Annotated in this window: 29 protein-coding genes; 17 read left to right on the top strand and 12 right to left on the bottom strand. The window is 36.5% G+C overall.

All coding sequences use genetic code 11. The features are described 5' to 3' along the window. From WFK35_RS07420 to WFK35_RS07445, 6 genes are all read left to right on the top strand, one after another. Positions 1–189 (top strand): hypothetical protein (locus WFK35_RS07420; RefSeq protein WP_336732092.1); only part of this gene is annotated, 189 nt, incomplete at its 5' end. 89 nt (positions 190–278) lie between these two features. Then, positions 279–1,571: a sigma-54 interaction domain-containing protein gene (locus WFK35_RS07425; protein WP_108409752.1), complete on the top strand. Its 1,293-nt coding sequence runs from the start codon at positions 279–281 to the stop codon at positions 1,569–1,571. An 18-nt stretch (positions 1,572–1,589) separates the two neighbouring features. Continuing rightward, a complete protein-coding gene (locus WFK35_RS07430; protein WP_116098304.1) occupies positions 1,590–2,279 on the top strand; it encodes a hypothetical protein in 690 nt (229 codons plus the stop codon). Then, positions 2,269–2,820: an LptE family protein gene (locus tag WFK35_RS07435; protein ID WP_336732094.1), complete on the top strand. Its 552-nt coding sequence runs from the start codon at positions 2,269–2,271 to the stop codon at positions 2,818–2,820. Before WFK35_RS07430 ends, WFK35_RS07435 begins: the two co-directional genes overlap by 11 nt. 1 nt (position 2,821) lies before the next feature. Beyond that, a complete protein-coding gene (locus WFK35_RS07440; RefSeq protein ID WP_336732096.1) occupies positions 2,822–5,164 on the top strand; it encodes a hypothetical protein in 2,343 nt (780 codons plus the stop codon). A gap of 15 nt (positions 5,165–5,179) precedes the next feature. Then, positions 5,180–5,371 (top strand): hypothetical protein, encoded by a 192-nt coding sequence (locus WFK35_RS07445; protein WP_336732098.1) that lies wholly within the window; start codon positions 5,180–5,182, stop codon positions 5,369–5,371. 36 nt (positions 5,372–5,407) lie between these two features. On the opposite strand, the gene WFK35_RS07450 is transcribed toward WFK35_RS07445, so the two are convergent. The 4 genes from WFK35_RS07450 to WFK35_RS07465 form a co-directional block, all read right to left on the bottom strand. Further along, positions 5,408–6,016 carry a DUF4126 domain-containing protein gene (locus WFK35_RS07450; protein WP_336732100.1) on the bottom strand — a complete coding sequence of 203 codons (609 nt, stop codon included), beginning with the start codon at positions 6,014–6,016 and terminating at the stop codon, positions 5,408–5,410. 115 nt (positions 6,017–6,131) lie between these two features. Further along, on the bottom strand, positions 6,132–6,506 hold the full coding sequence (gene rnpA, locus WFK35_RS07455; protein ID WP_076391353.1) for a ribonuclease P protein component: 375 nt from the start codon (positions 6,504–6,506) through the stop codon (positions 6,132–6,134). A gap of 101 nt (positions 6,507–6,607) precedes the next feature. Further along, positions 6,608–7,333 (bottom strand): tRNA threonylcarbamoyladenosine dehydratase, encoded by a 726-nt coding sequence (locus WFK35_RS07460; RefSeq protein WP_185207380.1) that lies wholly within the window; start codon positions 7,331–7,333, stop codon positions 6,608–6,610. Then, complete coding sequence (locus tag WFK35_RS07465; RefSeq protein WP_336732102.1) at positions 7,326–7,916, bottom strand: TatD family hydrolase; 591 nt, start codon at positions 7,914–7,916, stop codon at positions 7,326–7,328. The genes WFK35_RS07460 and WFK35_RS07465 overlap by 8 nt, the downstream gene beginning before the upstream one ends. A 134-nt stretch (positions 7,917–8,050) precedes the next feature. On the opposite strand from WFK35_RS07465, the gene WFK35_RS07470 reads away from it, so the two are divergent. From WFK35_RS07470 to WFK35_RS07515, 10 genes are all read left to right on the top strand, one after another. Further along, positions 8,051–8,680 (top strand): TetR/AcrR family transcriptional regulator, encoded by a 630-nt coding sequence (locus WFK35_RS07470; protein ID WP_087708520.1) that lies wholly within the window; start codon positions 8,051–8,053, stop codon positions 8,678–8,680. A 103-nt stretch (positions 8,681–8,783) separates the two neighbouring features. Further along, a complete protein-coding gene (bamD, locus tag WFK35_RS07475) occupies positions 8,784–9,779 on the top strand; it encodes an outer membrane protein assembly factor BamD (RefSeq protein ID WP_336732104.1) in 996 nt (331 codons plus the stop codon). Positions 9,780–9,820: 41 nt separating this feature from the next. Next, a complete protein-coding gene (locus WFK35_RS07480; RefSeq protein ID WP_002983982.1) occupies positions 9,821–10,144 on the top strand; it encodes a DNA-directed RNA polymerase subunit omega in 324 nt (107 codons plus the stop codon). Positions 10,145–10,265: 121 nt separating this feature from the next. After that, positions 10,266–11,468, top strand: a complete 1,203-nt coding sequence (gene coaBC / locus WFK35_RS07485; RefSeq protein WP_336732107.1) for a bifunctional phosphopantothenoylcysteine decarboxylase/phosphopantothenate--cysteine ligase CoaBC — start codon at positions 10,266–10,268, stop codon at positions 11,466–11,468. A gap of 36 nt (positions 11,469–11,504) precedes the next feature. After that, positions 11,505–12,413, top strand: coding sequence for a type IX secretion system protein PorD (porD, locus tag WFK35_RS07490; RefSeq protein WP_108409108.1), 909 nt, complete (start codon positions 11,505–11,507; stop codon positions 12,411–12,413). 62 nt (positions 12,414–12,475) lie between these two features. After that, positions 12,476–14,125, top strand: a complete 1,650-nt coding sequence (locus tag WFK35_RS07495; RefSeq protein ID WP_336732109.1) for a DNA repair protein RecN — start codon at positions 12,476–12,478, stop codon at positions 14,123–14,125. 299 nt (positions 14,126–14,424) lie between these two features. Next, entirely contained in the window at positions 14,425–14,865 is a 441-nt protein-coding gene (locus WFK35_RS07500) for a hypothetical protein (protein ID WP_336732111.1), read from the top strand. A gap of 68 nt (positions 14,866–14,933) precedes the next feature. Beyond that, a complete protein-coding gene (locus tag WFK35_RS07505; RefSeq protein WP_336732113.1) occupies positions 14,934–16,400 on the top strand; it encodes a DUF5687 family protein in 1,467 nt (488 codons plus the stop codon). A 1-nt stretch (position 16,401) separates the two neighbouring features. Further along, on the top strand, positions 16,402–17,133 hold the full coding sequence (locus tag WFK35_RS07510; RefSeq protein WP_087708531.1) for an ABC transporter ATP-binding protein: 732 nt from the start codon (positions 16,402–16,404) through the stop codon (positions 17,131–17,133). An 84-nt stretch (positions 17,134–17,217) separates the two neighbouring features. Next, positions 17,218–17,850, top strand: a complete 633-nt coding sequence (locus tag WFK35_RS07515; RefSeq protein WP_336732115.1) for a nitroreductase family protein — start codon at positions 17,218–17,220, stop codon at positions 17,848–17,850. Between the two features lie 56 nt (positions 17,851–17,906). Here the strand turns inward: WFK35_RS07515 and WFK35_RS07520 are convergent, their stop codons facing one another. The 8 genes from WFK35_RS07520 to hemA all read right to left on the bottom strand — a co-directional run bounded on the left by WFK35_RS07520 (position 17,907) and on the right by hemA (position 23,782). Then, positions 17,907–18,227, bottom strand: a complete 321-nt coding sequence (locus WFK35_RS07520) for a type II toxin-antitoxin system RelE/ParE family toxin (RefSeq protein WP_336732116.1) — start codon at positions 18,225–18,227, stop codon at positions 17,907–17,909. After that, positions 18,224–18,460 (bottom strand): hypothetical protein, encoded by a 237-nt coding sequence (locus WFK35_RS07525; protein WP_336732117.1) that lies wholly within the window; start codon positions 18,458–18,460, stop codon positions 18,224–18,226. Before WFK35_RS07525 ends, WFK35_RS07520 begins: the two co-directional genes overlap by 4 nt. A gap of 105 nt (positions 18,461–18,565) precedes the next feature. Further along, positions 18,566–19,603: a uroporphyrinogen decarboxylase gene (gene hemE / locus WFK35_RS07530; protein ID WP_108408911.1), complete on the bottom strand. Its 1,038-nt coding sequence runs from the start codon at positions 19,601–19,603 to the stop codon at positions 18,566–18,568. A gap of 40 nt (positions 19,604–19,643) precedes the next feature. Then, positions 19,644–20,327, bottom strand: a complete 684-nt coding sequence (locus tag WFK35_RS07535) for a uroporphyrinogen-III synthase (RefSeq protein WP_336732118.1) — start codon at positions 20,325–20,327, stop codon at positions 19,644–19,646. Further along, the gene (locus WFK35_RS07540; protein ID WP_336732119.1) at positions 20,327–20,986 is read right to left on the bottom strand and encodes a peptidoglycan recognition protein family protein; all 660 of its coding nucleotides are present in this window, start codon (positions 20,984–20,986) and stop codon (positions 20,327–20,329) included. The genes WFK35_RS07535 and WFK35_RS07540 overlap by 1 nt, the downstream gene beginning before the upstream one ends. Beyond that, the gene (locus tag WFK35_RS07545) at positions 20,986–21,567 is read right to left on the bottom strand and encodes a DUF1287 domain-containing protein (protein ID WP_273073719.1); all 582 of its coding nucleotides are present in this window, start codon (positions 21,565–21,567) and stop codon (positions 20,986–20,988) included. The genes WFK35_RS07540 and WFK35_RS07545 overlap by 1 nt, the downstream gene beginning before the upstream one ends. A 42-nt stretch (positions 21,568–21,609) precedes the next feature. Beyond that, positions 21,610–22,521 (bottom strand): hydroxymethylbilane synthase, encoded by a 912-nt coding sequence (gene hemC / locus WFK35_RS07550; RefSeq protein ID WP_336732120.1) that lies wholly within the window; start codon positions 22,519–22,521, stop codon positions 21,610–21,612. Next, complete coding sequence (gene hemA, locus WFK35_RS07555) at positions 22,508–23,782, bottom strand: glutamyl-tRNA reductase (protein WP_087708547.1); 1,275 nt, start codon at positions 23,780–23,782, stop codon at positions 22,508–22,510. The genes hemC and hemA overlap by 14 nt, the downstream gene beginning before the upstream one ends. A 394-nt stretch (positions 23,783–24,176) precedes the next feature. On the opposite strand from hemA, the gene WFK35_RS07560 reads away from it, so the two are divergent. After that, positions 24,177–24,449: rod shape-determining protein (locus WFK35_RS07560; protein WP_336732121.1), on the top strand; the 273-nt coding region annotated here is incomplete at its 3' end.

Genomic DNA, 24,449 nt, shown 5'->3' on the forward strand with positions numbered 1-24,449 from the left:
CCAAGTAAACAAAAGAACAATTTTCAACAAAATAAAGCGGGAGCAGATTTTTCTGAAAAAGAAAAACATGATCAGCTCCTGAAAAATTTTGAAAAGAACAGCAGAGAAACACTCTTCGCTGAAATTTTATATTTTAAAACCAGAGTTTCAAAAGTCAGAAATAAAGATTATTTGGACGTTGTAAGTTAAATTTAAATTCAATTATTTTTAAACCAAACAGCAGATTTACAATTAATTAATGTAAATCCAATTCAAATCAATAATCTAAAAATTTACTTATGAGCAACGAGCTTCAAAATATAAAAAACCGCTTCGGAATTATCGGAAACTTTCCGGCTTTAAACCGTGCTTTGGAAAAAGCCATACAGGTCGCACCAACCGACATTTCAGTCCTTGTGATCGGGGAAAGTGGAGTAGGAAAAGAATTTATTCCAAAAATTATCCATTCAGAATCCAAAAGAAAACATCAGCCTTATATTGTCGTTAACTGTGGTGCAATTCCCGAAGGAACCATCGATTCCGAACTGTTCGGGCACGAAAAAGGAGCGTTTACAGGAGCCACGGCAACCAGAAAAGGGTATTTCGAAGTTGCGGATGGTGGAACGATCTTTTTGGATGAGGTAGGGGAACTTCCTTTACAGACGCAGGTTCGTTTACTTCGTGTTTTGGAAAGCGGCGAGTTTATGAAAGTAGGTTCTTCGCAGGTTCAGAAAACCAATGTAAGAATTGTCGCTGCCACGAATGTGAACATGATGAAGGCAATTCAGGACGGAAGATTCCGTGAAGATCTTTATTACCGTCTCAATACAGTGCAGATCGATATGCCGCCTTTACGCGAAAGAAAAGGGGATATTCATTTGCTTTTCAGAAAATTTGCCATCGATTTTGCTGAAAAATACAGAATGCCGGAACTTGAACTTGAGCCAAGTGCAGTACATTACATAGAAAATTATACGTTCCCCGGAAATATTCGTCAGCTAAGAAATTTAGTGGAACAAATGACGGTCGTAGAAAGAAACAGACACGTAGAAGTTGAAAAACTGGCGGAATACATTCCCATGGAATCACATCTTCCAATGGTTGTCAATACACCGAATACACCAAAGCAAAACGATTTCGGAAGCGAAAGAGAAATCATGTATAAAATTCTATTTGACATGAGAAACGATATTAATGATTTAAAATCCTTAACTTCGGAATTGATAAAAAACAGAGGAACATCCGATCTGAGCAGTCACGAGAAAAATTTAATCAACAGAATTTATACTCCTGAAACACAGCAGAATGTGGCTCCCGGTTCTTTACTGTATTTTGAAAACAATAATAATCATAATCCGGTAGTTCAGAATCCGACAATTATTTCAGAGCCGGACAACAGCTACGAAGATATTGAAGATATTGAAATTGAAGAAAACAGACCCGAATCTTTATCCCTTCAGAATAACGAAAAAGATTTGATTATCAAAGCATTGGAAAAGCATAAAGGAAGAAGAAACAAAGCGGCAGATGAACTGGGAATTTCCCAAAGAACTTTATACAGAAAAATAAAACAGTATAACTTAGAAGAATAATAAACTAAAAATTAAATCATGGTGAAAATTAATGCAAAACCGGTCAATTTCAAATTAGGAGATTACATCAGCGACGGATACGAATTCTACAAAGCAAATTTTGGAAATTTGTTGGGCGCTTTCTTCCTTGCAATGATTATGTCGATCATTCCTTTTTGCGGACTTTTGGCAGTGGGAAATTTTTATAAATATTGCCGTGATTTAAGAGCCGGAAGACAGGTAAGCGCAGGAGATATTTTCAATTTTGATAATTTCACGCCTTACTTTATGATTCAGCTTATTTTATTCGCAGGAATAATGGTTATTTATATTCCCATGTTTATCATGATGGTCGCAATGGGAGAACAGGATCCTTCCGCCGGACCGCCCGCATTTTTTTTCATTTATATGTTTTTTGTGTATGTTGGGATTTTATTTGTAGCCCTGAAAGGTTTTTATATGCCCGCTTTAATTTCACTTGCAGGAGTTACAGAGATTAAACAGGCATGGAAAATCTCTTCGGTGATGAGTAAAGGAAACCTTTGGTCCATCTTTTTATATTCACTGGCGGTAGGATTTTTATCTCAGTTAGGAGTTATAGCATGTTTTATTGGCTTGATTTTTACAATACCTTTTGCATATGCTTCTCATTATTTTGCATACGAAGATGCATTAAAGCAGGTTACTTATGACGAAATTCAGGAAATTGGAATTAAAAATGAATTTTAAAATTAAAAATATTAAAATCGGACAGCCGAAATTTTGGCTTTTGGTGCTGTGTTTATCAGTGCTTAATTCGTGTTACAGTTTTACGGGATCATCTCTTAAAGATGAAAAAACAATTCAGATCAATGAATTTCCCAACAATGCCTCTTTGGTAAATCCCACATTGTCGCAACAGTTTTCAACAGATGTCCAGAACAGATTCCTTCAGAGAACCACTCTGAAAGGGACAAAAGAAAATCCCGACATTCTGGTGGAAGGTGAAATAACGGATTATTCTATTACACCGACAACGATTGGTTCCAACACGGTTACCAATCAGAGCACAGGAGGAGTTGTACAGCAATCTCAGAACAAACTTACCATCACGGTGAAAGTTCATTACGAGAATAAGCTTCATCCGGAGCTGAGTTTCGACAGAACATACAGTGATGAAGCGGTGTTCAACAGCAGCCTTTCCCAGTCTGAGATAGAATCTTCTCAGGTGAAAATTGCGACGGACAGAATTATAAACAAGATATTTAACGATATTGTAGCGAATTGGTAAGATGAATCATAGAGTTTTAGAATTATTAAAGACCCCGAAAAACATTCAGTCAGAGGATTTACATCTTCTGAAAGAAGAGATTAATTCTTTTCCCTATATTCAGAATATCAGAGCGTTGTATTTGTATGGGGTACATCTGTATGATAAAGACAATTATCAGAAAGTACTTTCTACAACAGCTGCTTATACCACAGATAAAAAGATTCTTTATCAGCTGATTAACGGTAAAATTCAGCTGAAGCCGAAACCTGAAATAAAACAGGAAACGGTAAAGGAAAAAATCATTCCTGCGGAAAATCCGCTTAAGATTTTGTATCAGACAAAAGCGGGTAGTTTTCCGCTTAAAAGAGAAGAAAATCCTGTAGCTGAATCTCAGCAGCAAATCGTTGAGGAAACGGTACCGCAAATCCTTACATCAGAAGAAGAAAACCGCATTCTTCCGCCTCCGAGAGAAGAAATTAAGCATTTGTATGTAAACGGAGAACGAAACAGAATTCTGTTCGAAGGAGAAGAAAATTTCCTTGAAGACAATACTTTTGAAACTATTGATCTCGAATCCACACTGGAATCCGGTTCTATCGTAACTCAGAAAGCTGAGAAAAAAGAAGAGCATGCTTCGGAAGAAAAACCGACTGAAAATATTCCGGCTGTAGAAGAAAATGAGGAATTCATTCCTGAAACTACCGTTGAAGAAGAAAACTTAAATTCTAAGCCTGCGCAAGAGGAAATTCCAGATAATTCGGAATCAGAATCCTCTGAACAGGAAGCTGCATCTGCAATTCAGGTTCAGGAAGAAGAAAATGAATCAACAGAAGAGCAGTCTGATCATATTTCAGATAAAGCTGAAAACCCAGAAGAAAAGCCTTCTGAAGAAATTTCAGAATTTACCCCTGAAACGATTGTTGAAGAAGAAAATCTAAGTAATGAAACTGAAAAAGAAGAAATTTCAGAATCAGAATTAAATTTCCATGAGACAGAAGCTTTCCTTCCGGAAGTGCAGGTCTCTGCAAATGAATCTGTTAAAGAACCGGAAAATGAGAGTAATGAGTCTGGAAATTCGGAAATAACTGCATCGGAAGAGTCTGCAGAATTTACGCCTGAGACCATTATTGATGAAGATCAGATTTCATCCGATAAAGAAGAAAAAACGATTCAGAATGATTCTGAGCTAAGTTTCCACGGAACAGAATCTTTTCTTCCGGAAGTAAAAATTCAGGCAAATACAGAAGAAAAAATTACGGAAGCTCCACAGCTTAACCTCAATAAACATGAAGACGAAATGCGCCGTCTGATTGAGGAAGTGGAGAAGAAAATGAAGGAAAAAGCAGCTGCGGAAGAACATAAAAAAGAAGAAGAACCTGAAAATATTGGTCACGACATCAGTTTTGCTGAAATCCAAAGTTTTGAAGTAAAACCTGTTGAAACGGAAACTCAGGAAGAAATTAAAACGGAAAATCCAGCAGCAGAAAATAATTCAGAACAGACAGAGGAACCAAAATCCAAAGTCACTGAAGAAAAAGAAGAAATTCCGGTAAAAGAAGAGACCAAGGTGCAGTCTGCATGGAAACCAATGTCTTTCGATTCCAACCTTCCCGATTCTCTGATCAGTAAATCTCCCGAAGTTGTTCAGCCTAAAGCTGAAGAGCAGAAAGCAGATGAAACAATGGAAATTCAGCAACCGGAAATTGGAGAGCAGAAGCAAATAGCAGAAGCCGAAACTGAGCCGAATTCTGAGGAAGAAAGTGTAGTTTCTGAAATCTCTGAAGATACCGTTGAACAAAATACGGATGAAAATGTTTCTGAGTGTTCAGAAGAAAATAAAGAGGAAGTTTCGGTAATGAACGTTTCGTTTTTCGGATCGGGATGGACGATTCCTCAACCAGAAAAAGAAAAAATGACAGAAGAACCCAAACAGGAAAGCAAAGAAGAAGAAAATACAGTTGAAATTCCTGTGGAAAAACCTGCAAAAACAGCCAAACCGAATACCTTTGACAGCAATGTTCCGGGATTCATCAATACATGGCAAAGCTGGCTGAAAATCGACAGAACGGAAGAAAAACCTAAAGAGGAGAAAACCGATCTGAAAACAAAAGTGATTGAAACTTTTATCGAAAACAACCCTAGAATCAGTCAGTTAAAAGAAGAAAGTACATTTGTCGTGAAAGAAAAAGGAGACGATATCTCGCATTTGATGACAGAAACACTGGCAAATCTTTATTTTGAGCAGAAATTATACACCAAAGCCATAAAAGCATTTGAAATTCTGATCAAGAAAACCCCTGAAAAGAAAAAATATTACGAAGGTAAAATTCAGGAAATTAAAGATTTCAGAACCAAAGGATAATCTAAAAACGATCGAATGAGCTTATTATCAATTAACGTTTTTCACATTCTTCTTGGTGCGGTTGCGGTCATCATCTTATACATTGCGGCAATTGCTGTTCTGTTGAGAACAAAATCAGGAATTCTGCCTTACATGGCATTAATCCTTTTTCCCGTCATAGGTCCTTTGGGAATTCTTCTTGGAAATTATAACAGGAAAGCAAAATAAACAAAAGAGCGGAGAATTTTTCCGCTCTTTTTCTTTTTATGTCTGTTGAGGAAGTTCTTTATTTTTCCTGAATTTCCGCCATAGTTTTCGCCCGAACAGGATAACTCCTATAACAATTAAAATTGCACAAATTCCGGCAATAACAGGAGCTGCCATTGCCAGAAATGCCATGATTCCTGCTCCGGCTGTTTCTGCAGTTCCGACGACCGAATTTCCCAAACCTCCCGTAGTTGCAGTAGAAGCGGCGCGAAGTCCCGCAAATCCAGAACTGATGGTGGCCGCAGTTCCGCCTCCCGCAATTAAAGCTAAAGCCCACTGTGGAAAAGTTCCCAGATCTGCAAACTGACTGGCAAACAAAACAGAACCTGCAATCGTCGCCATCGGAACAGAAATCGTATCCAGCAAATGGTCTACAAAAGGAATATAATAGGCTAAAATTTCTACAACGGTTGCAATTCCGGTTGTGATTAAAGTGGGAAGTCCGGAAAGCCATTCAAAATTTTCGCTCATGGGAATCCAGTGCATATAAGAAGCAAGACTTACGGCAAACATCGGAAGAAATACCCGGAATCCGCTTGCTGCAGCCAGTCCGATACCAATAAACGCACTCAGAAGATAGGGTAAATAAGGAACGTTGTCTAACATATTAATTTTCAGATTGATTGTTTTCCCGAAGGTACAAAAAAATAAATTCTGAGAAATTTTCTGATAAAAATACTGTTGAATGAAATTCAACCTGAAAATTAAACGATAGAAAAGATTAAGACTTCTTCTGAGCCTGACAAAGTTTGATAAACTGCGCTTCTACATCCTGAAATTTTTCGGGCATTTCCGGAGAAGCCCAAAACATCATCGCCATTGTTTTATCGCCAAAAGCTTCTTTAAAAAGATCTTTATTCAGACGGTAACATTCTCTTAAAAGTCTTTTGATACGGTTTCTGTGAACCGCTTTTTTAAAATATTTTTTGGAAACCGAAACCGCAAATTTCGTGCTTTCAACAGGAGTTGTCGGTTTGTTTTTAAGAATAATGATTCTCAGATTCCCATTCGTTCTCCATTTACCTTTTTCGAAAAGTAAAGAGATCTCGGTATTTTTCTTGAGTTTTTCGGCTCTGGGATATCTGAAGTTTGTCATGTACGGACTGTAAAGATAGGATTTGTAAGATGGTTTTCCCACAGATTTTAAAAATTCAGGCAAAAAGATTTTTGATTGTCCTTAAAATCTGCGGGGAAAAATTAATTTTTCTTGGTTAAATAATTGATGACTTCCGCTGCGGCATACAACCCGAAAATTGCCGGAATAAAGCTGATGGTTCCGTAAAAAGATCTTTTATAATTCGTTCCGTCCGTCATTTTTAAACTGTCGTCTTTTTGAAGCTCATCAGAAAAAACACATTTAAATCCTTTATTTATTTTTTCTTTTCGAAGCCTTTTTCTTACCTGTTTTGCGAGATAGCAGTTCTGGGTTTTGCTGATGTCTTTCACCATCACTTTGCTCGGATCGGTTTTTCCTCCCGCTCCCATAGAACTTACAAGTTTTATTTTTCTCTTTTTTGCTGCTTTTATCAGACAAAGCTTAGGCGTTACACTGTCGATACAGTCCAGAACGTAATCAAACTTTCCATTGTCAAGAATTTCGTCCATTCTTTCAGGATTCAGGAATTCGTTGATTTTGATGAGGTTAAGTTTTGGGTTAATGTCTAACAATCTTTCGGCAACTACTTCTACTTTGTGTTTTCCTACTGTAGAATGCAAAGCGGGTAACTGTCTGTTAATGTTTGTAATATCTACCGTATCGCCGTCCACGATCGTCATGTTTCCGACTCCGGCTCTTGCCAGAAATTCTGCTGCAAAAGAACCGACACCACCCAAACCGACAACAAGAACTGTTGCTTTATTCAACTTTTCCAAACCCTCCTCTTTTAAGAGAAGCTCCGTTCTTTCCAACCAGTATTTATCCATTTTTTATTGTCTCTAAATTTTCCGAAATCTGTTTGTTTAAATTTTCCAGCGAAATTCCCTTTATTTCAGATACTTTCTCATACAATTCTTCGATGCTCAAATCATCATTGTCTGTTTCCAGAAAGATTTTATCTAAAGGAGTAATTTTCAAAGTATTTTGCAAAGATAAATTATAGAAAACCGCTTTTCCAAAACTCAGGTAAAAATTATTTTTCAGCAGATCTTCCGCAATCCTTTCTTTTTTATTAAAACCATGAATAATCATGGGCTGTTCTGCATATTTTTTAAAAGAAATCACTTCATAAAACTTCCGTACACAATGAATGATTATTGGCTTTTTAACCTCATTTGCGAACCTTATCTGTCTTAAAAAAACTTCTTCCTGAATTTTCTCTCCGGTTTCAGCGAAAGAATCCAGACCGCATTCACCGATTGCAAAACAGTTTTCAAAAATCATGTTTTTCATCCATTTAAACTGATTATCAAGATTATTCACATCAATATCTTTCGGATGAATGCCTATTGAATACGGAAAATCCGGCGGAATCTGTTCAATATCCAGATTGTAAATTCCGTTTGGCATATTTTTCTTATGATGATGAAAGTCAAAAAAATCCATTGATCAAAAATACTATTAATTTAGATTTAACGTAAATTTCTTAAACGAACGTTTATAAATTTGTTAAAAATTTCATAACTTTACTCAAAGTGCACTTCATGAAGAAAAAATTTACAGAAAAGCAAATACATATTTTAGATATCGCGGAAGAACTTATTGCAAAAAAAGGATATGAGGGAACTTCCGTCAGAGATATTTGTTCGAAGGCAAATATCAATGTTGCAATGATTTCTTATTATTTTGGCTCGAAAGAAAAGATGATGTCGTATCTTTATCAGTACAGGGTTTTAAAAACAAGAGAGACTTTTTCAGAATTTGCAGATACCATTAAAGACGGGAAACCGGAAATGCAGCTGAAAGAAATTATTAAATATATTGTTTCCCAGTTATTTAAATATAATTATTTTCACGGATTTGTTACGCAGGAACTTCGCCACACAGAAAATTTAAAAGATGAACTGCTGGATTTTTACCAGCTTTTCGTTAAAAAATTAGACGAAGTCATTAAAAAAGGCGTGGCTTCAGGCGTTTTTACCTTCACTCCCAAACCTGAAGATATTTTAACAACCATTATCGGTTCCACCTTATTTGTGATCCGTAACAGGAATTTTTATGAACTGTATGTTCCGAACAAAAGCGAGGAAACCTACACAAAGGAAGCAGAGAAAAAAGTGAGAATGAATCTTTTAATGACGGTTTTTGCCATTTTGGGATACGCTGCAGACTAAAATTACGTTAAATAATCATAAAAAAAAATCTATTGGCAAAAAAGTTATATTTTTGCAAATTAGTAAATCGGCTGAATAATCCGAAAACTGTTGAACTTTTTATATGAAAAAATATATTTTAGGTATTTTTACTGTAGCAGTAGTAGCTTCGTGCGTAAGTAAGCAGGAAAGAGCAATGAAAAGTGCGGATAAAAATCTTATCTTAAAAACTGCCAATGAAAACTTTGCTAAAAAGAAGTGGAAAAACGCTTTAGCACTTTACGACAGGCTTCCGAACCTTGTTGCAGGAACAGATGATGCTCCCAATGTGGTTTTTAATTCGGCGTATGCGAATTATTACGATAAAAACTACAGATTAGCGGGAAATCAGTTTAAAAATTTTGCGATCAGCTTTCCTCAGGATAAAAGAAGGGAAGAGGCAGCATATATGTCTGCTTTGTGTTACTACGAAGGTTCAATGGATTATAATCTGGATCAGTCTACCACACAAACTGCGATTAATGAGCTTCAGGATTTCTTAAATAATTATCCTAATTCAGAAAGATCTAAAAATATCAATACTCTTATTGACGAATTGTCTTACAAGCTTGAATTCAAAGCGTATGAAAATGCAAGACAGTACTATAAAATGGCAGAATACAAAGCAGCCAACGTAGCATTTGAAAACGTTCTGGAAGATTTTCCGAGTACAAAACTTCGTCCGCAGATTTATGATTACATCGTAAAATCCCGTTACGAGCTCGCTACAAAATCTATTTATGATCTTAAAGATGAGCGTATAGAAAGTGCGTTATCTTTCACAAAACAGATCGAAAAGGAAATGCCGAATACGGAAGTTGCTAAAACTGCTTTGGAAATCAGAAGTAAGCTTGAAAAAGAAAAGAAAGATTTTGCGGTAGTTAAGAAGAAGACAGAAGCAAGAATTGCTGCTTTAACAGAAAAACAGAAAAAGCTGGAAGCAAAGAATGCAGAACAGGCAAAAACGATCCAGCAGGAGAAAGATCAGATAGAAGCAGAAAAGAAAGCAATGCAGATTCAGAGGGACAGTGCAGCGCTTAGCACACCTCCGCCGGCGGCGACTTTCAAAATTAAAAGATAATTCGTAAATTTGCGAACTTAAATAAAAATAATATTCTCAAAATGAGTGTAAAAGATACAAAAGCAGAAGTAAATACCATTACTTACGATAAGGATAAGATTGAAGACAAAGTAGGCTCAATCTACGAAGCGATTGTTATCATGGGAAAAAGAGCAGAGCAGATCAACGCTGAAATTCGTACAGAACTTCACAATAAGCTTGATGAGTTTGCTGTTCATAATTCTACATTGGAAGAAGTTTTCGAAAACAGAGAACAGATCGAGATCTCTAAGCATTACGAAAAACTTCCAAAGCCGACTTCTATTGCAATTGAAGAATGGCTGAACGATGATGTGTACTTCAGAAAAACTGAAGAGAGAAAATAAAAATCAGTGTATTTTTTATATATGAAGGTCATAAGAAAATCTTTTTCTTATGACCTTTGTTGTTTGAACGGCTTTGTGAGAAAAAATAAGTAATTTAGTATTCTTAAAAAATTAAAATTGAATGAGTCTTTCCGGTAAAAAAATTATCATCGCGATTTCCGGAGGAATTGCAGCCTATAAAATCCATTTTCTGATCCGTGATTTTGTAAAAAAAGGAGCCGAAATTCAGGTGATTATGACACCTGATGCAGAAAATTTCGTTACGAAACTCAGTATTTCCACTTTATCCAAAAAGTCGGTATATTCAGACTTTTACAGCGATAACGGGACGTGGAACAGCCATGTGGAAATGGCTTTGTGGGCAGATGTCATGATTGTTGCTCCATGCACGGCAAGTACATTGTCTAAAATGGTTCATGGGTTATGCGATAATCTTGTAATTGCAACGTATATGTCTGCAAAATGTCCTGTTTTTATTGCTCCTGCAATGGATCTGGATATGTATGCACATCCGTCTACAACCAGAAATCTGGAATTGGCAGAAAGTTTCGGACACCATATTATTCCGGCGGAAAGCGGCGAACTGGCAAGCGGATTAATCGGGCAGGGAAGAATGGCAGAACCGGAAACCATAGCACAAACAATCGAAGATTTTTTTGACTCCAAAACTGAAAAAACATTAGCAGGGAAAACGGTTTTAATTACAGCCGGACCAACGTATGAAGCCATTGATCCTGTGAGATTCATCGGAAACCATTCCTCTGGTAAAATGGGGTTTTCTCTGGCGGAAGAAGCCGCAAAAAGAGGCGCAAAAGTAATCTTAATTTCGGGACCGAGCTCTCAGAAAATCAATAATAAAAACGTTGAATTACACAAAGTAACCTCAGCAAAAGAAATGCTATCGAAAGTTCTGGAATTTTATGATACAACAGACATCGGAATTGCAAGTGCTGCCGTTGCAGACTATGCTCCGAAAGAAGTGGCAAAGGAAAAGATCAAAAAGAATGACGAAAATTTAACGATCGAACTGGTTAAAAATCCGGACATTCTTAAAACCATGGGTGAAAAGAAAACCCATCAGTTTTTAGTAGGTTTTGCGTTGGAAACTCAGAATGAAGAGGAAAATGCCAAAGGAAAACTGGAAAAGAAAAATCTGGATATGATCGTTTTAAATTCGCTTCGGGATGATGGCGCAGGTTTTAAAAATGATACCAATAAAATAAAGATATTTACCAAAACGGAAAAAACAGAATTTGATCTGAAATCTAAAGAAGATGTGGCAAAAGACATTTTGGATTTTGTTGAGTCTCAACTTTTAAAATAATTTTAATAAATTTCCGTTCTCAATTTTTAGTAGATAATGAAAAAATTTTTAAGCATATTTTTACTTCTGTTTTTATTCAGTCAGAGTTTTTCTCAGGAGTTACTGGCAACCGTACAGGTAAATTCCCAGCAATTGGGAGGAAGTAACCAGTCTGCCTACAAAGCTCTGGAGAAAAGTCTGAGAGATTTCATCAACAATACAAGCTGGACAGGAAAAAGACTTCAGAATTTTGAAAAAATAAAATCCAACTTCGCGATTGTGATCAGCGAAAGAGACGGAAACCGTTTCAGGGGAAGTATTGTGGTACAGGCAGTTCGTCCGGTTTTCAACACAACGTATGAATCTCCTTTGCTTAACCTTCAGGATACAAGATTTTCCTTTGATTATGTGGAAAATGAAAACCTTATCTTCAACGAAAGACAGTTTTCCGGAAAAAATTTGATTGATGTGATCAGTTTTTACGTTTATGTTATTTTGGGAATGGATGCAGACAGTTTTCAGTCGATGGCAGGAACACAATGGTATCAGAAAGCACAGCAGATTGCACAAAACGGAGAATCTCAGAATACCTATGACGGCTGGAAGCAGATCAATGAACCGAGAAGCCGTTCTATCCTCATCAAAGAAATCATGAGCCCGAACTGGAGCCAACTTCGCGCTACGATTTATTCTTATCACAGAGCCGGACTGGATAATTTGTTTAATCAGGATCAGAGTCAGGGGAAAAAAGTAATTTTTGATGCTTTAATGCAGCTAAAACAATACGAGAATTCTTTTCAGCAGGCATATTTCTTCAATCTTTTCATGGATTCCAAGGCAGATGAGATTTTCAACATCTTCAATTCCGGAAATAACGGAGGAATTGTTTTGGGAGATCTTAAGAATGAAATGATCATCCTTTCGCCAAAAAATACCGAAGCAAGATGGAATAAATGGAAACAGTAATTCTCTTGAATTCTGAAATCTAAAGTTCTATATTTGCAATAGCCAAATAATCGCTATTATCAATGCTTTCGAGAATTTACATTAAAAACTTTGCCCTTATTGATACCCTTGAAGTATCATTACACAACGGTTTACAGGTGATTACCGGAGAAACCGGTGCGGGAAAATCTATCATTTTAGGTGCGCTCCGATTGATTCTGGGCGAAAGAGCAGATGTAAAATCGATCTCAAAAGCAGAAGAAAAAAGCATCGTAGAAACAGAATTTTCCCTGAACAATCAGTTCAAAAAATTCTTTATCGAAAATGATCTGGATTACGAACACCAGACCATTATCCGAAGAGAAATTTTACCTTCCGGAAAATCAAGAGCGTTCATCAATGATGTCCCTGTAACACTGGATATTTTAAAAGAACTGTCTTCACAGTTGATTGATATTCACTCCCAGTTTGAAACGTCGAATCTTTTTACGGCAGAATATCAGTTTAAAATCATTGACGGACTTTCTGAAAACAAGCAGATCATTCATGAGTATCAGAATGAATTTTCAGATTTTCAAAGCCTTAAAACACAGCTCAAAAAACTACAGACGCAGCTTTCGGATTCCAATAAAGAAAGTGATTATAAAGCGTTTCTTTTGAACGAACTTGAGGAACTTCATCTGGATAATGTGGATTATGAAGAACTTCAGAATCAGCTTTCCATTCAGGAAAATGCGGAAATGATCTCCGATAATCTGGCTCAGGTTTTATCAAGATTTCATCAGGAAGAAGTAGGAATTTTGTCATTTTTTAACGAAGCAAAAAATAAGCTTGCCAAAATTGCGGAAGTTTCCCAGAGTTTTGCGGAGCTTGATGAAAGGCTTGAAATGTCTTTTGTAGAATTAAAAGACATTATCTCCGAGCTTGAAGATGAAGCGGAAAGCATAGAAGTGAATCCTGAAAATTTAGCGTTACTGGTTGAATTAAACAACAGAATCAATAATCTTTTTGTAAAGCATAATGTTTCCGATCTTACAGAACTCAAAGAAATCAGGGATCAGTTAGTCGGAGAACAGCAGGGCGCGTCCGAACTGGAATCTCAGATTGAAGAAGTGGAAGAAAATATTTCCAAAAAGGAAAAAACACTTCAGTCTTTGGCTGAAAAACTTTCGAAAAACAGAAAAAAGAGCATTCCTGTTTTCATCAAAAAAGCAGAATCTTTACTGAAAAAACTGGGGCTTGAAAAAGCCAGAGTTGATATTGAACTGCACGATTCTTCGGACTTCAATCCATTTGGAAAAGAAAATATCCAGCTTTTGTTTCAGGCAAACTCAGGATTTCCGTTAAAGCCGATACAGACAGCAATTTCCGGTGGTGAAAGATCAAGGGTAATGTTGGCGGTAAAAAAGATCATTGCAGAAAGTGATGAACTTCCCACTTTAATTTTAGATGAAATCGATACCGGAGTTTCAGGAAAAGTAGCCGAAGAAATCGGAAATCTGATGCGTGAAATGTCTGCCGATATGCAGCTGATCGTCATTTCTCACTTAGCACAGGTTGCCGCAAAAGGAAACAACAATTATAAAGTGCTGAAACAGGACATCGCCGGAAAAACACAATCTACCATTGTCCCATTAAGCGACGAAGAAAAGCTGAACGAGATTGCCCAGTTGCTTTCAGGAAGTAAGATTACCGAAGCGGCTTTGGCGCAGGCGAAAGAATTGATAGGATAAGTTTTAACGAAATAAATGATATAGGACTTCTGGATTTCAGAGGTCTTTTTTATATTTGAATTTTATCCATATCCATGAAACAATTATTAATTGTCATATTCTCGCTCTTTTTACATTTAGTGCACAGTCAAAACTGTGGCTGTTCAAAAAAGCCGGAATTAAAAAACTTAATTTCCTGTCAACCGACAGTATTTAAAAATAAAGCAAAAATATATTGGGAATACAACTGCAATGCTTCATGGATTACGTTTCAAAAAGGGAAAATTCGGCGTAAAATATATTCGCTGGATAAAAAGACAATGGAATTTACGACCAGATTAGGATACATTCAGTGGACTGAATATAAAAATTCATTTTTGATAGAAAACAGCAAGGCTTCCGGATGTTGTGATCCTCATGAATATATTCTTTACAGCAAAGAAACAGGGAAAAAGATTGCTGAACTGGGAACTGCAATTTTTAGCGACGATTCTTCCAAGAATCCTTATGTATTGACAATGTCGGGAAATGATGAAGTATTATTTACTAATCTCAATACCAATCAATCTTGCAGAATAAAAGTTTCTCAAAAGAAAATTGAAAATACGCTGAAAAACTCGGATATATTGTATGCAGAAGAATTGTTTGAAAATTTTCAGTTTAAAAAAGGAATGTTATCCATACAACTAAAATATAAAGATTCCGGAAATTTCTGGAAAAAGGAAAAAATTTTTTTAGATACAGCCAAAGATTGTAATTAATTAAGCTCCTGTATATAAATTCTGTAACAATTCTATCTTTATACAAACTAATGTAATAAAAGATAGCTATGTTTTTAAAATTCCTCAGGTTAGAAATCAAAAGCTTTTTTCGGGGCAGTTCTTTAGGAATCAATCTGGCGATGAAGATTCTTCGTTTTATCGGGATTCTTTATTTTATGGCTTGTCTTGTAGGAGGAGCTTTCGGAGCATTTTTTTATATTCAGGAAGAAATGCATCAGAATCCCATAAAAGTGGTTTCAAAATTCATGATTGCGGCTTGGGCGGTTGATCTCATTGCCAAATATATTTGGCAGGAATTGCCGACGCAGAATATAAAGCCGTTTCTTACGCTCAATATTCCCAAAAAGACATTGGTGAATTATATGCTGGGAAAAACATTTCTGTCAGCTTTCAGTTGGTTCAATTCCCTGTTCCTGATTACTTTTTCCATCATTGCATTATTCAACGGATATGATGTTTTGGGCGTTGTTGAATGGCTGATTGGGATTTCGCTGTTATTTTACCTCAATAATTTTATCAACATTCTTTTTAACGATAAAGAAACCATTGCCATTGTTGTCGGATGTATTTTTGCAGCGGTTGCAGGATTGGCGTATTACAATATTGTTCCGGTTCTGGATTATTCTGAGCAGTTTTTTTATAATTTTTTTGAAAGACCTTATTTTGTAGTGATTTCAATCGGGTTGTTTTTCGGGTTGTGGAGAATCTGCTACAACCATATCCGGAAAATATTTTATCTGGATGAAGGTCTGGAAGCTAAAAAAGAGATTGGAAGAACCGAGAATATTACCTTTCTCAACAAATACGGAGCGATCGGAACGTTCATCAATAACGATATTAAAATGCTGAAACGCAATAAGGTAACGAAAGGAATTTTGTGGGGAAGCATTATGTTTCTTTTCTACGGATTGCTGATGTTTTCGTCACCGATTTACAAAACACCGGCGATGATGATGTTCATGGGATTATTTGTAACCGGAGGATTTCAGTTTATGTTCGGACAGCGGGTTCCCGCTTTCGACAGCTCTTACTATCCTTTGATGATGACGCTGAATGTTCCTTACAAAGAATATCTGAAAGCAAAATGGTGGCTGATGAATATTGTCACTGCTTTTTCCATGATTCTGGCGGTTTGCTATGCCTATTTCGGCTGGGAAATGTATCTTACCTTCTTCGCTGCCGGAATTTACAATATCGGAGTAAATTCCCAGTTTACACTTTGGTCGGGAGCTTTTAACAAAACGCAGATGGATCTTAATGCCAAAGAAAAAAGATTCGGACAGAAAAACAGCTTTAACGTAAAAGCACTCTTGCTGCTGATTCCTAAAATGTTTCTTCCGATGCTTGTTTTCGCATTGATGCAGAAATTTTTCAGTATTACAGCGGGAGTTATCAGTATCGGAGTTCTGGGAGTAATCGGATTTTTCATCAGAGAAAAGATCTTCGATATTATCGTAAAACACTACAAAGTAGAAAAATACAGCACATTAGAAGCATTCAAAAACAAAGATTAATATGATCACCATTAATAATTTAACAAAAACATACGGTAAAGCAACCGTTTTAAATATAGAACATCTGGAAATTCCGAAAGGGGAAACGTTCGGTCTGGTAGGAAACAACGGAGCCGGAAAAACCACTCTTTTCAGCTTAATGCTTGATCTTATTCAGGCTTCTACAGGATTTGTAAGCATAGACGGGATAAAAGTAAATGAATCTGAAGCATGGAAAAACAAAGTTTCCGCTTTTGTAGACGATTCTTTCCTCATCGGTTATCTTACACCGGAAGAATATTTCTATTTCATCGGGGAACTGAGAGGGCAGAACAAAGCTTCTGTTGATGCTTTTTTAAAACAGTTTCATGATCTTTTCAGCGGAGAAATTTTAAACTCCGGAAAATACGTCCGCGATCTTTCCAAAGGAAACCAGAAAAAAGTAGGAATTGTGGGCGCCATCATCGGAAATCCCGAAATCATTATTCTGGATGAACCTTTTGCCAATCTGGATCCTTCCACACAGATCAAGCTTAAAAATTTAATTAAAGAACTGTCTAAACAAGATGGGGTGACTTTCCTTATTTCCAGTCACGATCTTTCGCATACCACAGAAGTCTGCAACAGAATTGTAGTCGTAAACAAAGGGCAATTGGTAAAAGATATTCAGACCAATCCTGAAACTCTGAAAGATCTGGAACAGTATTTTGCCGATCAGATTTCAAGTCCGGCAGAAGAGAATTCTGCATTATAGATAATACCAATACATCAAATTTGAAAATCATACATCAAAAATTGTGGTACATCATTTAATTTTGTGAAAGTTAAAATTTAATCTATGGAATTAATTGAAAAACTGAACTGGAGATATGCTGCCAAAGCAATGAACGGTCAGAAAGTACCACAGGAAAAAGTGGATAAAATAGTAGAAGCTGCAAGACTGGCTCCTACATCAAGCGGTCTTCAGCCTTTTGAAATTATTGTGATTACCAATCAGGAAGTTAAAGAACAGATCAAACCTCATGCGTGGAATCAGCCGCAGATCACAGATTGTTCTCATCTATTGGTTTTTGCAGCGTGGGATAATTACACAGAAGAAAGAATCAACAGAATGTTTGATCTTACCAATGAAGTAAGAGGATTTAAAAATGAAGGTTGGGAAAATTACAGACAAAGTCTTTTAAATACTTACCCGCAAAGATCTGCAGAAGAAAACTTCACTCATGCCGCAAAACAGGCTTATATCGGATTCGGAGCTGCGATTATTGCAGCCGCTTTTGAAGAGGTAGACTCTACACCAATGGAAGGATTTGTTCCGCAAGAAGTTGATAAGGTTTTAAACCTGCAGGAAAAAGGCTTAAAAAGCGTTCTTTTATTACCAATCGGGTACAGAGATGCTTCTAACGACTGGTTAGTGAATTTAACCAAAGTAAGAAAACCAAAAGAAGAATTCATTACAGAAATCAAGTAATTATTGATTATTTTACTCATAGAAACACCCTTTCAATTGCTGAAAGGGTGTTTTATTTATTTTTCGCGAGCTATCTTTTTAGGATTTTGTCTTGTATCAAAAACATCTGCAATTTTAATCAAATGATTTTCCTTGTCTACAGAATAAATAATTTTATAGTTCGATTCTACAAGATAATGATATTTGATGATTCTGTTTTCAAGTAAAAATTCTGTCTGACCCATTTTGGGGTTGTCAATTAATTTATCCGGAGCTTTTAGAATTCTCGTAACAATTTTCAAAGCAACCTTATAGCTTCCTGATGTCAATTCATAGTAGTTAAAAATATCATCAATCTGCTTTTCTGAAAATTCCGACCAAATGATTTTATATTTCACCTTTCGTATTTTGACAGAAGTTCAGAAGTGGTTTTGAATTTTTTATTGTTGAAGTCATCTTCTGATCTTGTAATTCTTTCATTCATTTCTTCTATGGAGAAAGGCTTAAATTGATTTTCTTCATCCATATTTTTAGCTTTCTTCATGAGTTTTTCAAACTGACCAATCATTTCCTCACTCTGAAGGTTGAGAAAAGCCTGTATAAAAGCTAATTTCCTGCTTTGGATATCCATTTTTAGAAATATTTGATAATCAAATGTATAAAAATTATTTTAAAATTAAAATCCCTTTCAATTGGTTTTTTGAAAGGGATTTTTTATTCTATATGTATTTAAATATTAAAACTCAGCATTCGGTTTCCAATCCACCACCGCTCTGATGAAAGCTTCTGCATTTTCCACAGGAATATTCGGTAAAATTCCGTGTCCTAAATTGGCAATGTAACGGTCTTTTCCGAAACGGTTGATCATTTCCGTCACCATTTTTTTAATTGTTTCCGGAGTAGAATGCAGTCTTGCAGGATCAAAATTTCCCTGAAGCGTCATTGTATGATTGGTTAAAGTTCTTGCAAACTCAGGCTTAATCGTCCAGTCAACACCCAAAGCAGAAACCGGCGACTGCGCCATATCTTCCAGAGCAAACCAGCATCCTTTTCCGAAAACCACAACGTGCGTTAAAGGGCTTAAAGCTTCAACGATCTGGTTGATGTATTTCCATGAAAATTCCTGATAATCTGCCGGAGAAAGCATTCCGCCCCATGAATCGAAAACCTGAACCGCAGACACCCCTTTTTCGACTTTTCTTTTCAGATAAGCAATGGTAGTGTCCGTAATTTTCTGAAGAAGCAAATGTGCCGCTTCCGGTTGTGTGAAACAAAAAGACTTCGCAATATCAAAAGCCTTGCTTCCTTTTCCTTCCACACAGTAGCAAAGAATTGTCCACGGGGAACCTGCAAAACCAATCAGAGGAATTTCGTTGTCTAATTTTTGTAATGTCAGTTCAATCGCATCAAAAACGTAGCCTAAAGTATCATTCACATCCGGAACCACCACATTCTGCACATCTTCCATCGTTCTGATGGGATTATCCAGCCATGGACCTACAGATTCCTTCATTTTGAAATCAATTCCCATCGCCTGCGGAACAACAAGGATATCAGAGAATAAAATCGCTGCATCCAAAGGAAATCTTCTGATCGGCTGTACGGTAATTTCGGAAGCAAGTTCCGGTGTCTGACATCTTGTGAAGAAGTCGTATTTGTCGCGTAATGCAATAAATTCCGGCAAATATCTTCCAGCCTGTCTCATCATCCAAACCGGCGGTCTTTCTACGGTTTCTCCGCGAAGTGCTTTTAAGTATAGGTCGTTTTTAATCATAATATACTAGACTTTATTGCCAAGAATGACAATTAAAATATCAATTTTTATTTAAAATCTCTTTTCGGATCAGCTTCAGAACAGAAAGTAATGTGCTTCCTTCCGAAACCAAAATAGGCTTTGAAGTATGCTTTCTGAGTTCATTGGCAGTAGTTTCTCCAATGGAAACCAGAATCATATCCCCAAAAGAATTTCGATTTGCAAAACTACGAACTCCGCTCGGACTAAAAAACACTGCGGCATGATATTTTTCATTTATCAAAGGATTGATTTCCTCCGTATTGTACACCGTTATTTTTCTGTAGCTGATGTTTTGAAGGGGAAGATTTTTGTCAAGCACGTCCAATGCGATGTTTCCACAGAAATGAAGAAATTTTTCCTGCTGACAGTGCATAATGATAAACCGAGAAAGTTCTTCCGCGTTTTTCAGGACTTTAAATGTTCCGAAACCGTTTTTTCTCAGCTCTTTTTTCGTCTTTTCACCGACGCAGTAGATCTTATTGTAGTTTTTCGCCGTAAAATCTTCGTTAGGTTTAAATCCGTTCTTAAAAAATGAACTTACTCCTTTTGCGCTGGTAAAAATTAATGAATAATCTTTGAGATCAAAAGCATAAGTGTTTATAGAACTTGTTTTAATTACCTCAACACAATCAAACGAAATGCTGTCTCCCAATTCTTTGGTTACAATCGCCGGATCTAGGTTTTTGGTAAATAAAATATTCATTACGGTTTATCTTTTAAATGTAAATCGGCGGTCTGAAGCCTTACTTTGTTCATAAAATCCTTTCCCGGATCTTCTTTTCCTGTGAAATAATTCGGGTCAGATTCTCTCCATAGTTTTGAATTTCTGAAGATTCCGTATTCCGAATGTCCGATGAGGTATTCTATTTTATATTTTTGGGTTAAATACCGTATCAGTTGTGCGTTCGCGGAAACCTGTTTGTCCGTAAGGGGTTCTTTTTTACTTCCGATATTTTCAATTCCGATGGCGCAGTAATTCAAACCAATCGTATGTCTGGCAAACTGATTCGGTTCCATCAACTGGTAAACCGTTCCGTCTCTGTCAATGATGAATTGTGAAGAAACATTCAGCGTACTTTGCTTTTTCAGGGTATTTCTTGCGTTTTCAAGATACGTTTTGTTGAAATATTTAAAATTACTTTCCACATTTCCGCCCGCTGTATAATGAAGAACGATCATTTTTGGAACAATCGTCGGTGTTTTCTGAACCAAACCGTGATGCTCTTTCAGATATTCCAAACTTAAACGAACTCTTTCTTCAGAATAATTGATAGGCTTATTGATGATTTTCAGTTCATTTTTTTGAGCTGATGCAAAACCCATCAACATAAAAACCAATAAGCAGATTACATTTCTCGTCATTATTTCTGATATTGATAATGTCCTGTAATGGTAAACTTAAACAAACAATCTTCCAAAACCTGTCCGCCTCCGATATTGTGTACAATGAGATACCTTTTGCCATCGGCAGACTTTCTGTTCACTACAATTCCGATGTGCGTTAAATTTCCCGGAAGATCCCAGGTTACAATATCTCCGGGAACATATAATTCCGGTTTGGTTTCAATGGATTTTGATTTTCCAAATTTGGCAAAGAACACTCTCAGATTGGGAACTCTGCGATGGTCGATGTTGGTATCGGGCTTCTTCAGTCCCCATTTTTTAGGATATTTAGAAAAATTTTTCGCCATATCTTCATGCACTTCTTTCTGAAGATCAATCCCCAGTTTTCGGTAAGCTCTGATCACGACATCGGTACAAACACCTTTGTCCGCAGGAACGTCTCCATTCGGATATTTGATGTTGAAATAGGCGGGATCGTAAGTTACCCTGTCTTTTGTAAGGCTTAAAGCCGCATTAGAAAGTTTTTGGGCAAACTGATTCTGTGCTTTTCCAAAAAACACGCAAAGAACTACAATAAATATTGAGAAATATTTCTTCATAGAAGTCCGGAACCTTAAAAGTTAAAATGTAAAAAGTGAATTTTAGATCTGGCTTTTAATTTCCGCCATCAATTCTTTTCCGCCGTTTTCAAGAACAGTTTTTGCAAATTTTTCCCCGAAATTTTCTTCATTATTATATATGAAGTTTTCATCGGTTGCGATGCTATTCTTTCCATCCAGAGAACAAAGCGCTGCCTTGAAACGGATCTGGTCTTCAAAAAGTTCTGCAAATGCTCCGATAGGTGCGGTACAGCCTCCTTCCAAAGTGCTCAGGAAATTTCTTTCCATTTCCACACAGATCTGCGTATTTTTATGATTGGTAAACTGTCTGATGATTTCATTGATTTCAGTTTTGTCTGAATGTCCTGCGACAGCAATCACTCCCTGCGACGGAGCCGGAATTAAAAACGGAATCATTTCATAATCAATGTCCATTTTCATTCTCTTAATTCCTGCCAGAGACAGAATGGTCGCATCAAAATCTCCTTCTTCCAGCTTCTGAAGCCTTGTCTGAATATTTCCACGAATGTCCGAAAATTCAGCATTGGGGAAGTTTTTCAGCCAGAATGCTCTTCTTCTTAAACTGCTGGTTGCCAGTTTAAGCTCATGAAGTTCTTTGTTTTTTGCAGATTCCTTTCGAATCAAAACATCCTGCGGAAAATCTCTTTCCAGATAAGAAACGATCTCAAGGTTTTCGGGAAGTTTTGTAGGAACATCCTTTAAAGAATGTACGGCAATATCAATTTCGTCATTTAATAAGGCAACATCAAGATCTCTTGTAAAAACGCCTGTAATTCCTAATGAATAAAGAGGCTGTGTAAGGTTTTTATCGCCTGAAGAGACAATAGGAACGATTTCCGTTAAATAATTGTTGTTCTGAAGATGCCTCGCAACTTCTCTAGCCTGCCAAAGTGCCAGTGCAGAATTTCTGGTTCCGATTCTAATGCTTTTCATTGAATTCGTTGTTTGGTTGTTCAACTAATATTTCGTGCATTAATTTACTAATTTCTTCGGCTTTTAAAGGATTATCGATGATATATTTTGCAAAACGGTTGGTAATTTTCTGGATCATTTTATCAGAAAGTTCCATATCCGTGATGTTTATGTATTTATTTTTTTTGTAAAAATTATGCATTTCATTGCGTTCCATGTTCTTAAGAACCGCTTTGAAATGATGGATATTGGGTGCGAGTTTTCTCTTTTTTTCCCACTCAAGGAAGTCTTTCGTCATTTCCTTGATGATTTTTTCGGCTTTCGGGATCTCTTTTTCTCTCTGCTGAATGGTCTCCTGAATCTGTTTGGAAAGTTCATCCACATCGATCAGCGTTACATTTTCATTCTCCTTTACGTTTTTATCCACATTATTCGGGATGGATAAATCGATTACCAAAGTTTCTTTTCCGTTCGGGAAATGAGACCTGTTCACGATGGGATGTCTTGCGCCGGTAGCAACGATAAGAATATCTGTATTGCCTAATTCTTTATCAAAATCGGCGTAATCAATATGCGGAATATTATACTTCTCGGAAATCTTAGCTGCCGTTTCCTGAGTTCTGTTGGCAATTTTTATTTTCGGCTGGTAGACGTGTTTTACCAGATTTTCAACCGTATTCTGCCCGATTTCTCCTACACCAAGCAGAAGAATATTTTTTTCGGTAATTCTTTTCTGGCTGTTTAAAATATAATGAACCGCCGCATAAGAAACAGAAGCTGCTCCGTTGGAAATTCCGGTTTCGTTTTTTATTCTTTTCGAAATCTGAATGGCGGAATTGATGGCTCTTTCCAGATAAGGATTGGAGTTCTGTCTTTCTTTTTTGAAACGGTTGTAGGCTTTTTTAATCTGTCCGATGATCTCAAAATCCCCGATAATCTGGCTTTCAAGTCCGGCTGCAACTCTGAAAAGGTGAGTTAAAGCTTCTTCCTTCGTTAAAATATTGGCAAACTGAAGAAAATCCATCAGATTAACCCCGATTGTTTTGCAGTATTCTTCAGCAACAAGAAGATAGTTGGGAGAAGTGGTATAAATTTCGGTTCTGTTACAAGTCGAAACGACAAATGAATCCCCTAAATCTTCATTATGGATCCGGGTAACGAAATTCTTAATGTTTTCATCAAAAAATGCAAATTTACCTCTTGTTTCTGCGTCAGCTTTTTCGAAACTAACGGAAAGCACAGCAAAATTAGACGTCTGATGTATGTTTGAATATTGTAACATAAGCGTGGCAAATTTACGTTTTTTTTAGCAAACCACTTTCTGAAAATGTATATGATAATTATCGTAAAAAACTATTTCGGAGATGGTAAAATGGGATGCCTTGTTGTTAATAAACGTTAAAATTATTTTTTAAAAAAGATAAATTTTCATCATTTGGATACTCCGTAAAGATATTTCACAAAAAAGAAGAAGTTAAGGACTGCCGTTTTACCTGCATTACGCCTGTATTTATCTTAAATCCAGCTTAAAATAAATTCTGTAAATGCTTAGAGCAAAAGTTAATAGCCGATTACAAATTTTAATAAAAATTTAACCAAATTATATGCCCACGGAATTTCTTTGGTAGTCTTAAATTTATATCTTTGTAACTCTTTAAAAAATCAGAAGTAAAAGTATGAGTTTATTCGATATGTTTACGCAAGAAATTGCGATAGACCTTGGTACTGCCAACACCCTTATCATCCATAATAATAAAATTGTTATAGACCAGCCGTCTATTGTCGCGATCGAGCGTTCGACAGGCAGACCGATTGCCGTGGGTGAACAGGCGAAACACATGCAGGGGAAAACTCATGAGGACATCAAAACAATCCGTCCGTTGAAAGACGGGGTAATTGCCGATTTCCATGCTTCTGAACACATGATTAAGGAATTTATCAAAAAAATT

Origin of the sequence: Chryseobacterium sp. VD8 (genome assembly GCF_037149975.1) — a bacterium.
GTDB classification, from domain to species: Bacteria; Bacteroidota; Bacteroidia; order Flavobacteriales; family Weeksellaceae; genus Chryseobacterium; species Chryseobacterium indicum.

What these genes read in the sequence shown, in the direction of transcription:
- rnpA (WP_076391353.1), bottom strand. Translation starts at nt 6,506, where the DNA reads ATGACAAACTTCAGATATCCCAGAGCCGAAAAACTCAAGAAAAATACC.
- porD (WP_108409108.1), top strand. Translation starts at nt 11,505, where the DNA reads ATGAAAAAATTTTTAAGCATATTTTTACTTCTGTTTTTATTCAGTCAG.
- hemE (WP_108408911.1), bottom strand. Translation starts at nt 19,603, where the DNA reads ATGATTAAAAACGACCTATACTTAAAAGCACTTCGCGGAGAAACCGTA.
- WFK35_RS07430 (WP_116098304.1), top strand. Translation starts at nt 1,590, where the DNA reads ATGGTGAAAATTAATGCAAAACCGGTCAATTTCAAATTAGGAGATTAC.
- WFK35_RS07540 (WP_336732119.1), bottom strand. Translation starts at nt 20,986, where the DNA reads ATGACGAGAAATGTAATCTGCTTATTGGTTTTTATGTTGATGGGTTTT.
- WFK35_RS07425 (WP_108409752.1), top strand. Translation starts at nt 279, where the DNA reads ATGAGCAACGAGCTTCAAAATATAAAAAACCGCTTCGGAATTATCGGA.
- WFK35_RS07435 (WP_336732094.1), top strand. Translation starts at nt 2,269, where the DNA reads ATGAATTTTAAAATTAAAAATATTAAAATCGGACAGCCGAAATTTTGG.
- WFK35_RS07505 (WP_336732113.1), top strand. Translation starts at nt 14,934, where the DNA reads ATGTTTTTAAAATTCCTCAGGTTAGAAATCAAAAGCTTTTTTCGGGGC.
- WFK35_RS07515 (WP_336732115.1), top strand. Translation starts at nt 17,218, where the DNA reads ATGGAATTAATTGAAAAACTGAACTGGAGATATGCTGCCAAAGCAATG.
- WFK35_RS07495 (WP_336732109.1), top strand. Translation starts at nt 12,476, where the DNA reads ATGCTTTCGAGAATTTACATTAAAAACTTTGCCCTTATTGATACCCTT.
- WFK35_RS07450 (WP_336732100.1), bottom strand. Translation starts at nt 6,016, where the DNA reads ATGTTAGACAACGTTCCTTATTTACCCTATCTTCTGAGTGCGTTTATT.
- hemA (WP_087708547.1), bottom strand. Translation starts at nt 23,782, where the DNA reads ATGTTACAATATTCAAACATACATCAGACGTCTAATTTTGCTGTGCTT.
- WFK35_RS07470 (WP_087708520.1), top strand. Translation starts at nt 8,051, where the DNA reads ATGAAGAAAAAATTTACAGAAAAGCAAATACATATTTTAGATATCGCG.
- WFK35_RS07480 (WP_002983982.1), top strand. Translation starts at nt 9,821, where the DNA reads ATGAGTGTAAAAGATACAAAAGCAGAAGTAAATACCATTACTTACGAT.
- WFK35_RS07460 (WP_185207380.1), bottom strand. Translation starts at nt 7,333, where the DNA reads ATGGATAAATACTGGTTGGAAAGAACGGAGCTTCTCTTAAAAGAGGAG.
- bamD (WP_336732104.1), top strand. Translation starts at nt 8,784, where the DNA reads ATGAAAAAATATATTTTAGGTATTTTTACTGTAGCAGTAGTAGCTTCG.
- WFK35_RS07525 (WP_336732117.1), bottom strand. Translation starts at nt 18,460, where the DNA reads ATGGATATCCAAAGCAGGAAATTAGCTTTTATACAGGCTTTTCTCAAC.
- WFK35_RS07545 (WP_273073719.1), bottom strand. Translation starts at nt 21,567, where the DNA reads ATGAAGAAATATTTCTCAATATTTATTGTAGTTCTTTGCGTGTTTTTT.
- WFK35_RS07440 (WP_336732096.1), top strand. Translation starts at nt 2,822, where the DNA reads ATGAATCATAGAGTTTTAGAATTATTAAAGACCCCGAAAAACATTCAG.
- hemC (WP_336732120.1), bottom strand. Translation starts at nt 22,521, where the DNA reads ATGAAAAGCATTAGAATCGGAACCAGAAATTCTGCACTGGCACTTTGG.
- WFK35_RS07510 (WP_087708531.1), top strand. Translation starts at nt 16,402, where the DNA reads ATGATCACCATTAATAATTTAACAAAAACATACGGTAAAGCAACCGTT.
- coaBC (WP_336732107.1), top strand. Translation starts at nt 10,266, where the DNA reads ATGAGTCTTTCCGGTAAAAAAATTATCATCGCGATTTCCGGAGGAATT.
- WFK35_RS07535 (WP_336732118.1), bottom strand. Translation starts at nt 20,327, where the DNA reads ATGAATATTTTATTTACCAAAAACCTAGATCCGGCGATTGTAACCAAA.
- WFK35_RS07500 (WP_336732111.1), top strand. Translation starts at nt 14,425, where the DNA reads ATGGAATTTACGACCAGATTAGGATACATTCAGTGGACTGAATATAAA.
- WFK35_RS07445 (WP_336732098.1), top strand. Translation starts at nt 5,180, where the DNA reads ATGAGCTTATTATCAATTAACGTTTTTCACATTCTTCTTGGTGCGGTT.
- WFK35_RS07465 (WP_336732102.1), bottom strand. Translation starts at nt 7,916, where the DNA reads ATGCCAAACGGAATTTACAATCTGGATATTGAACAGATTCCGCCGGAT.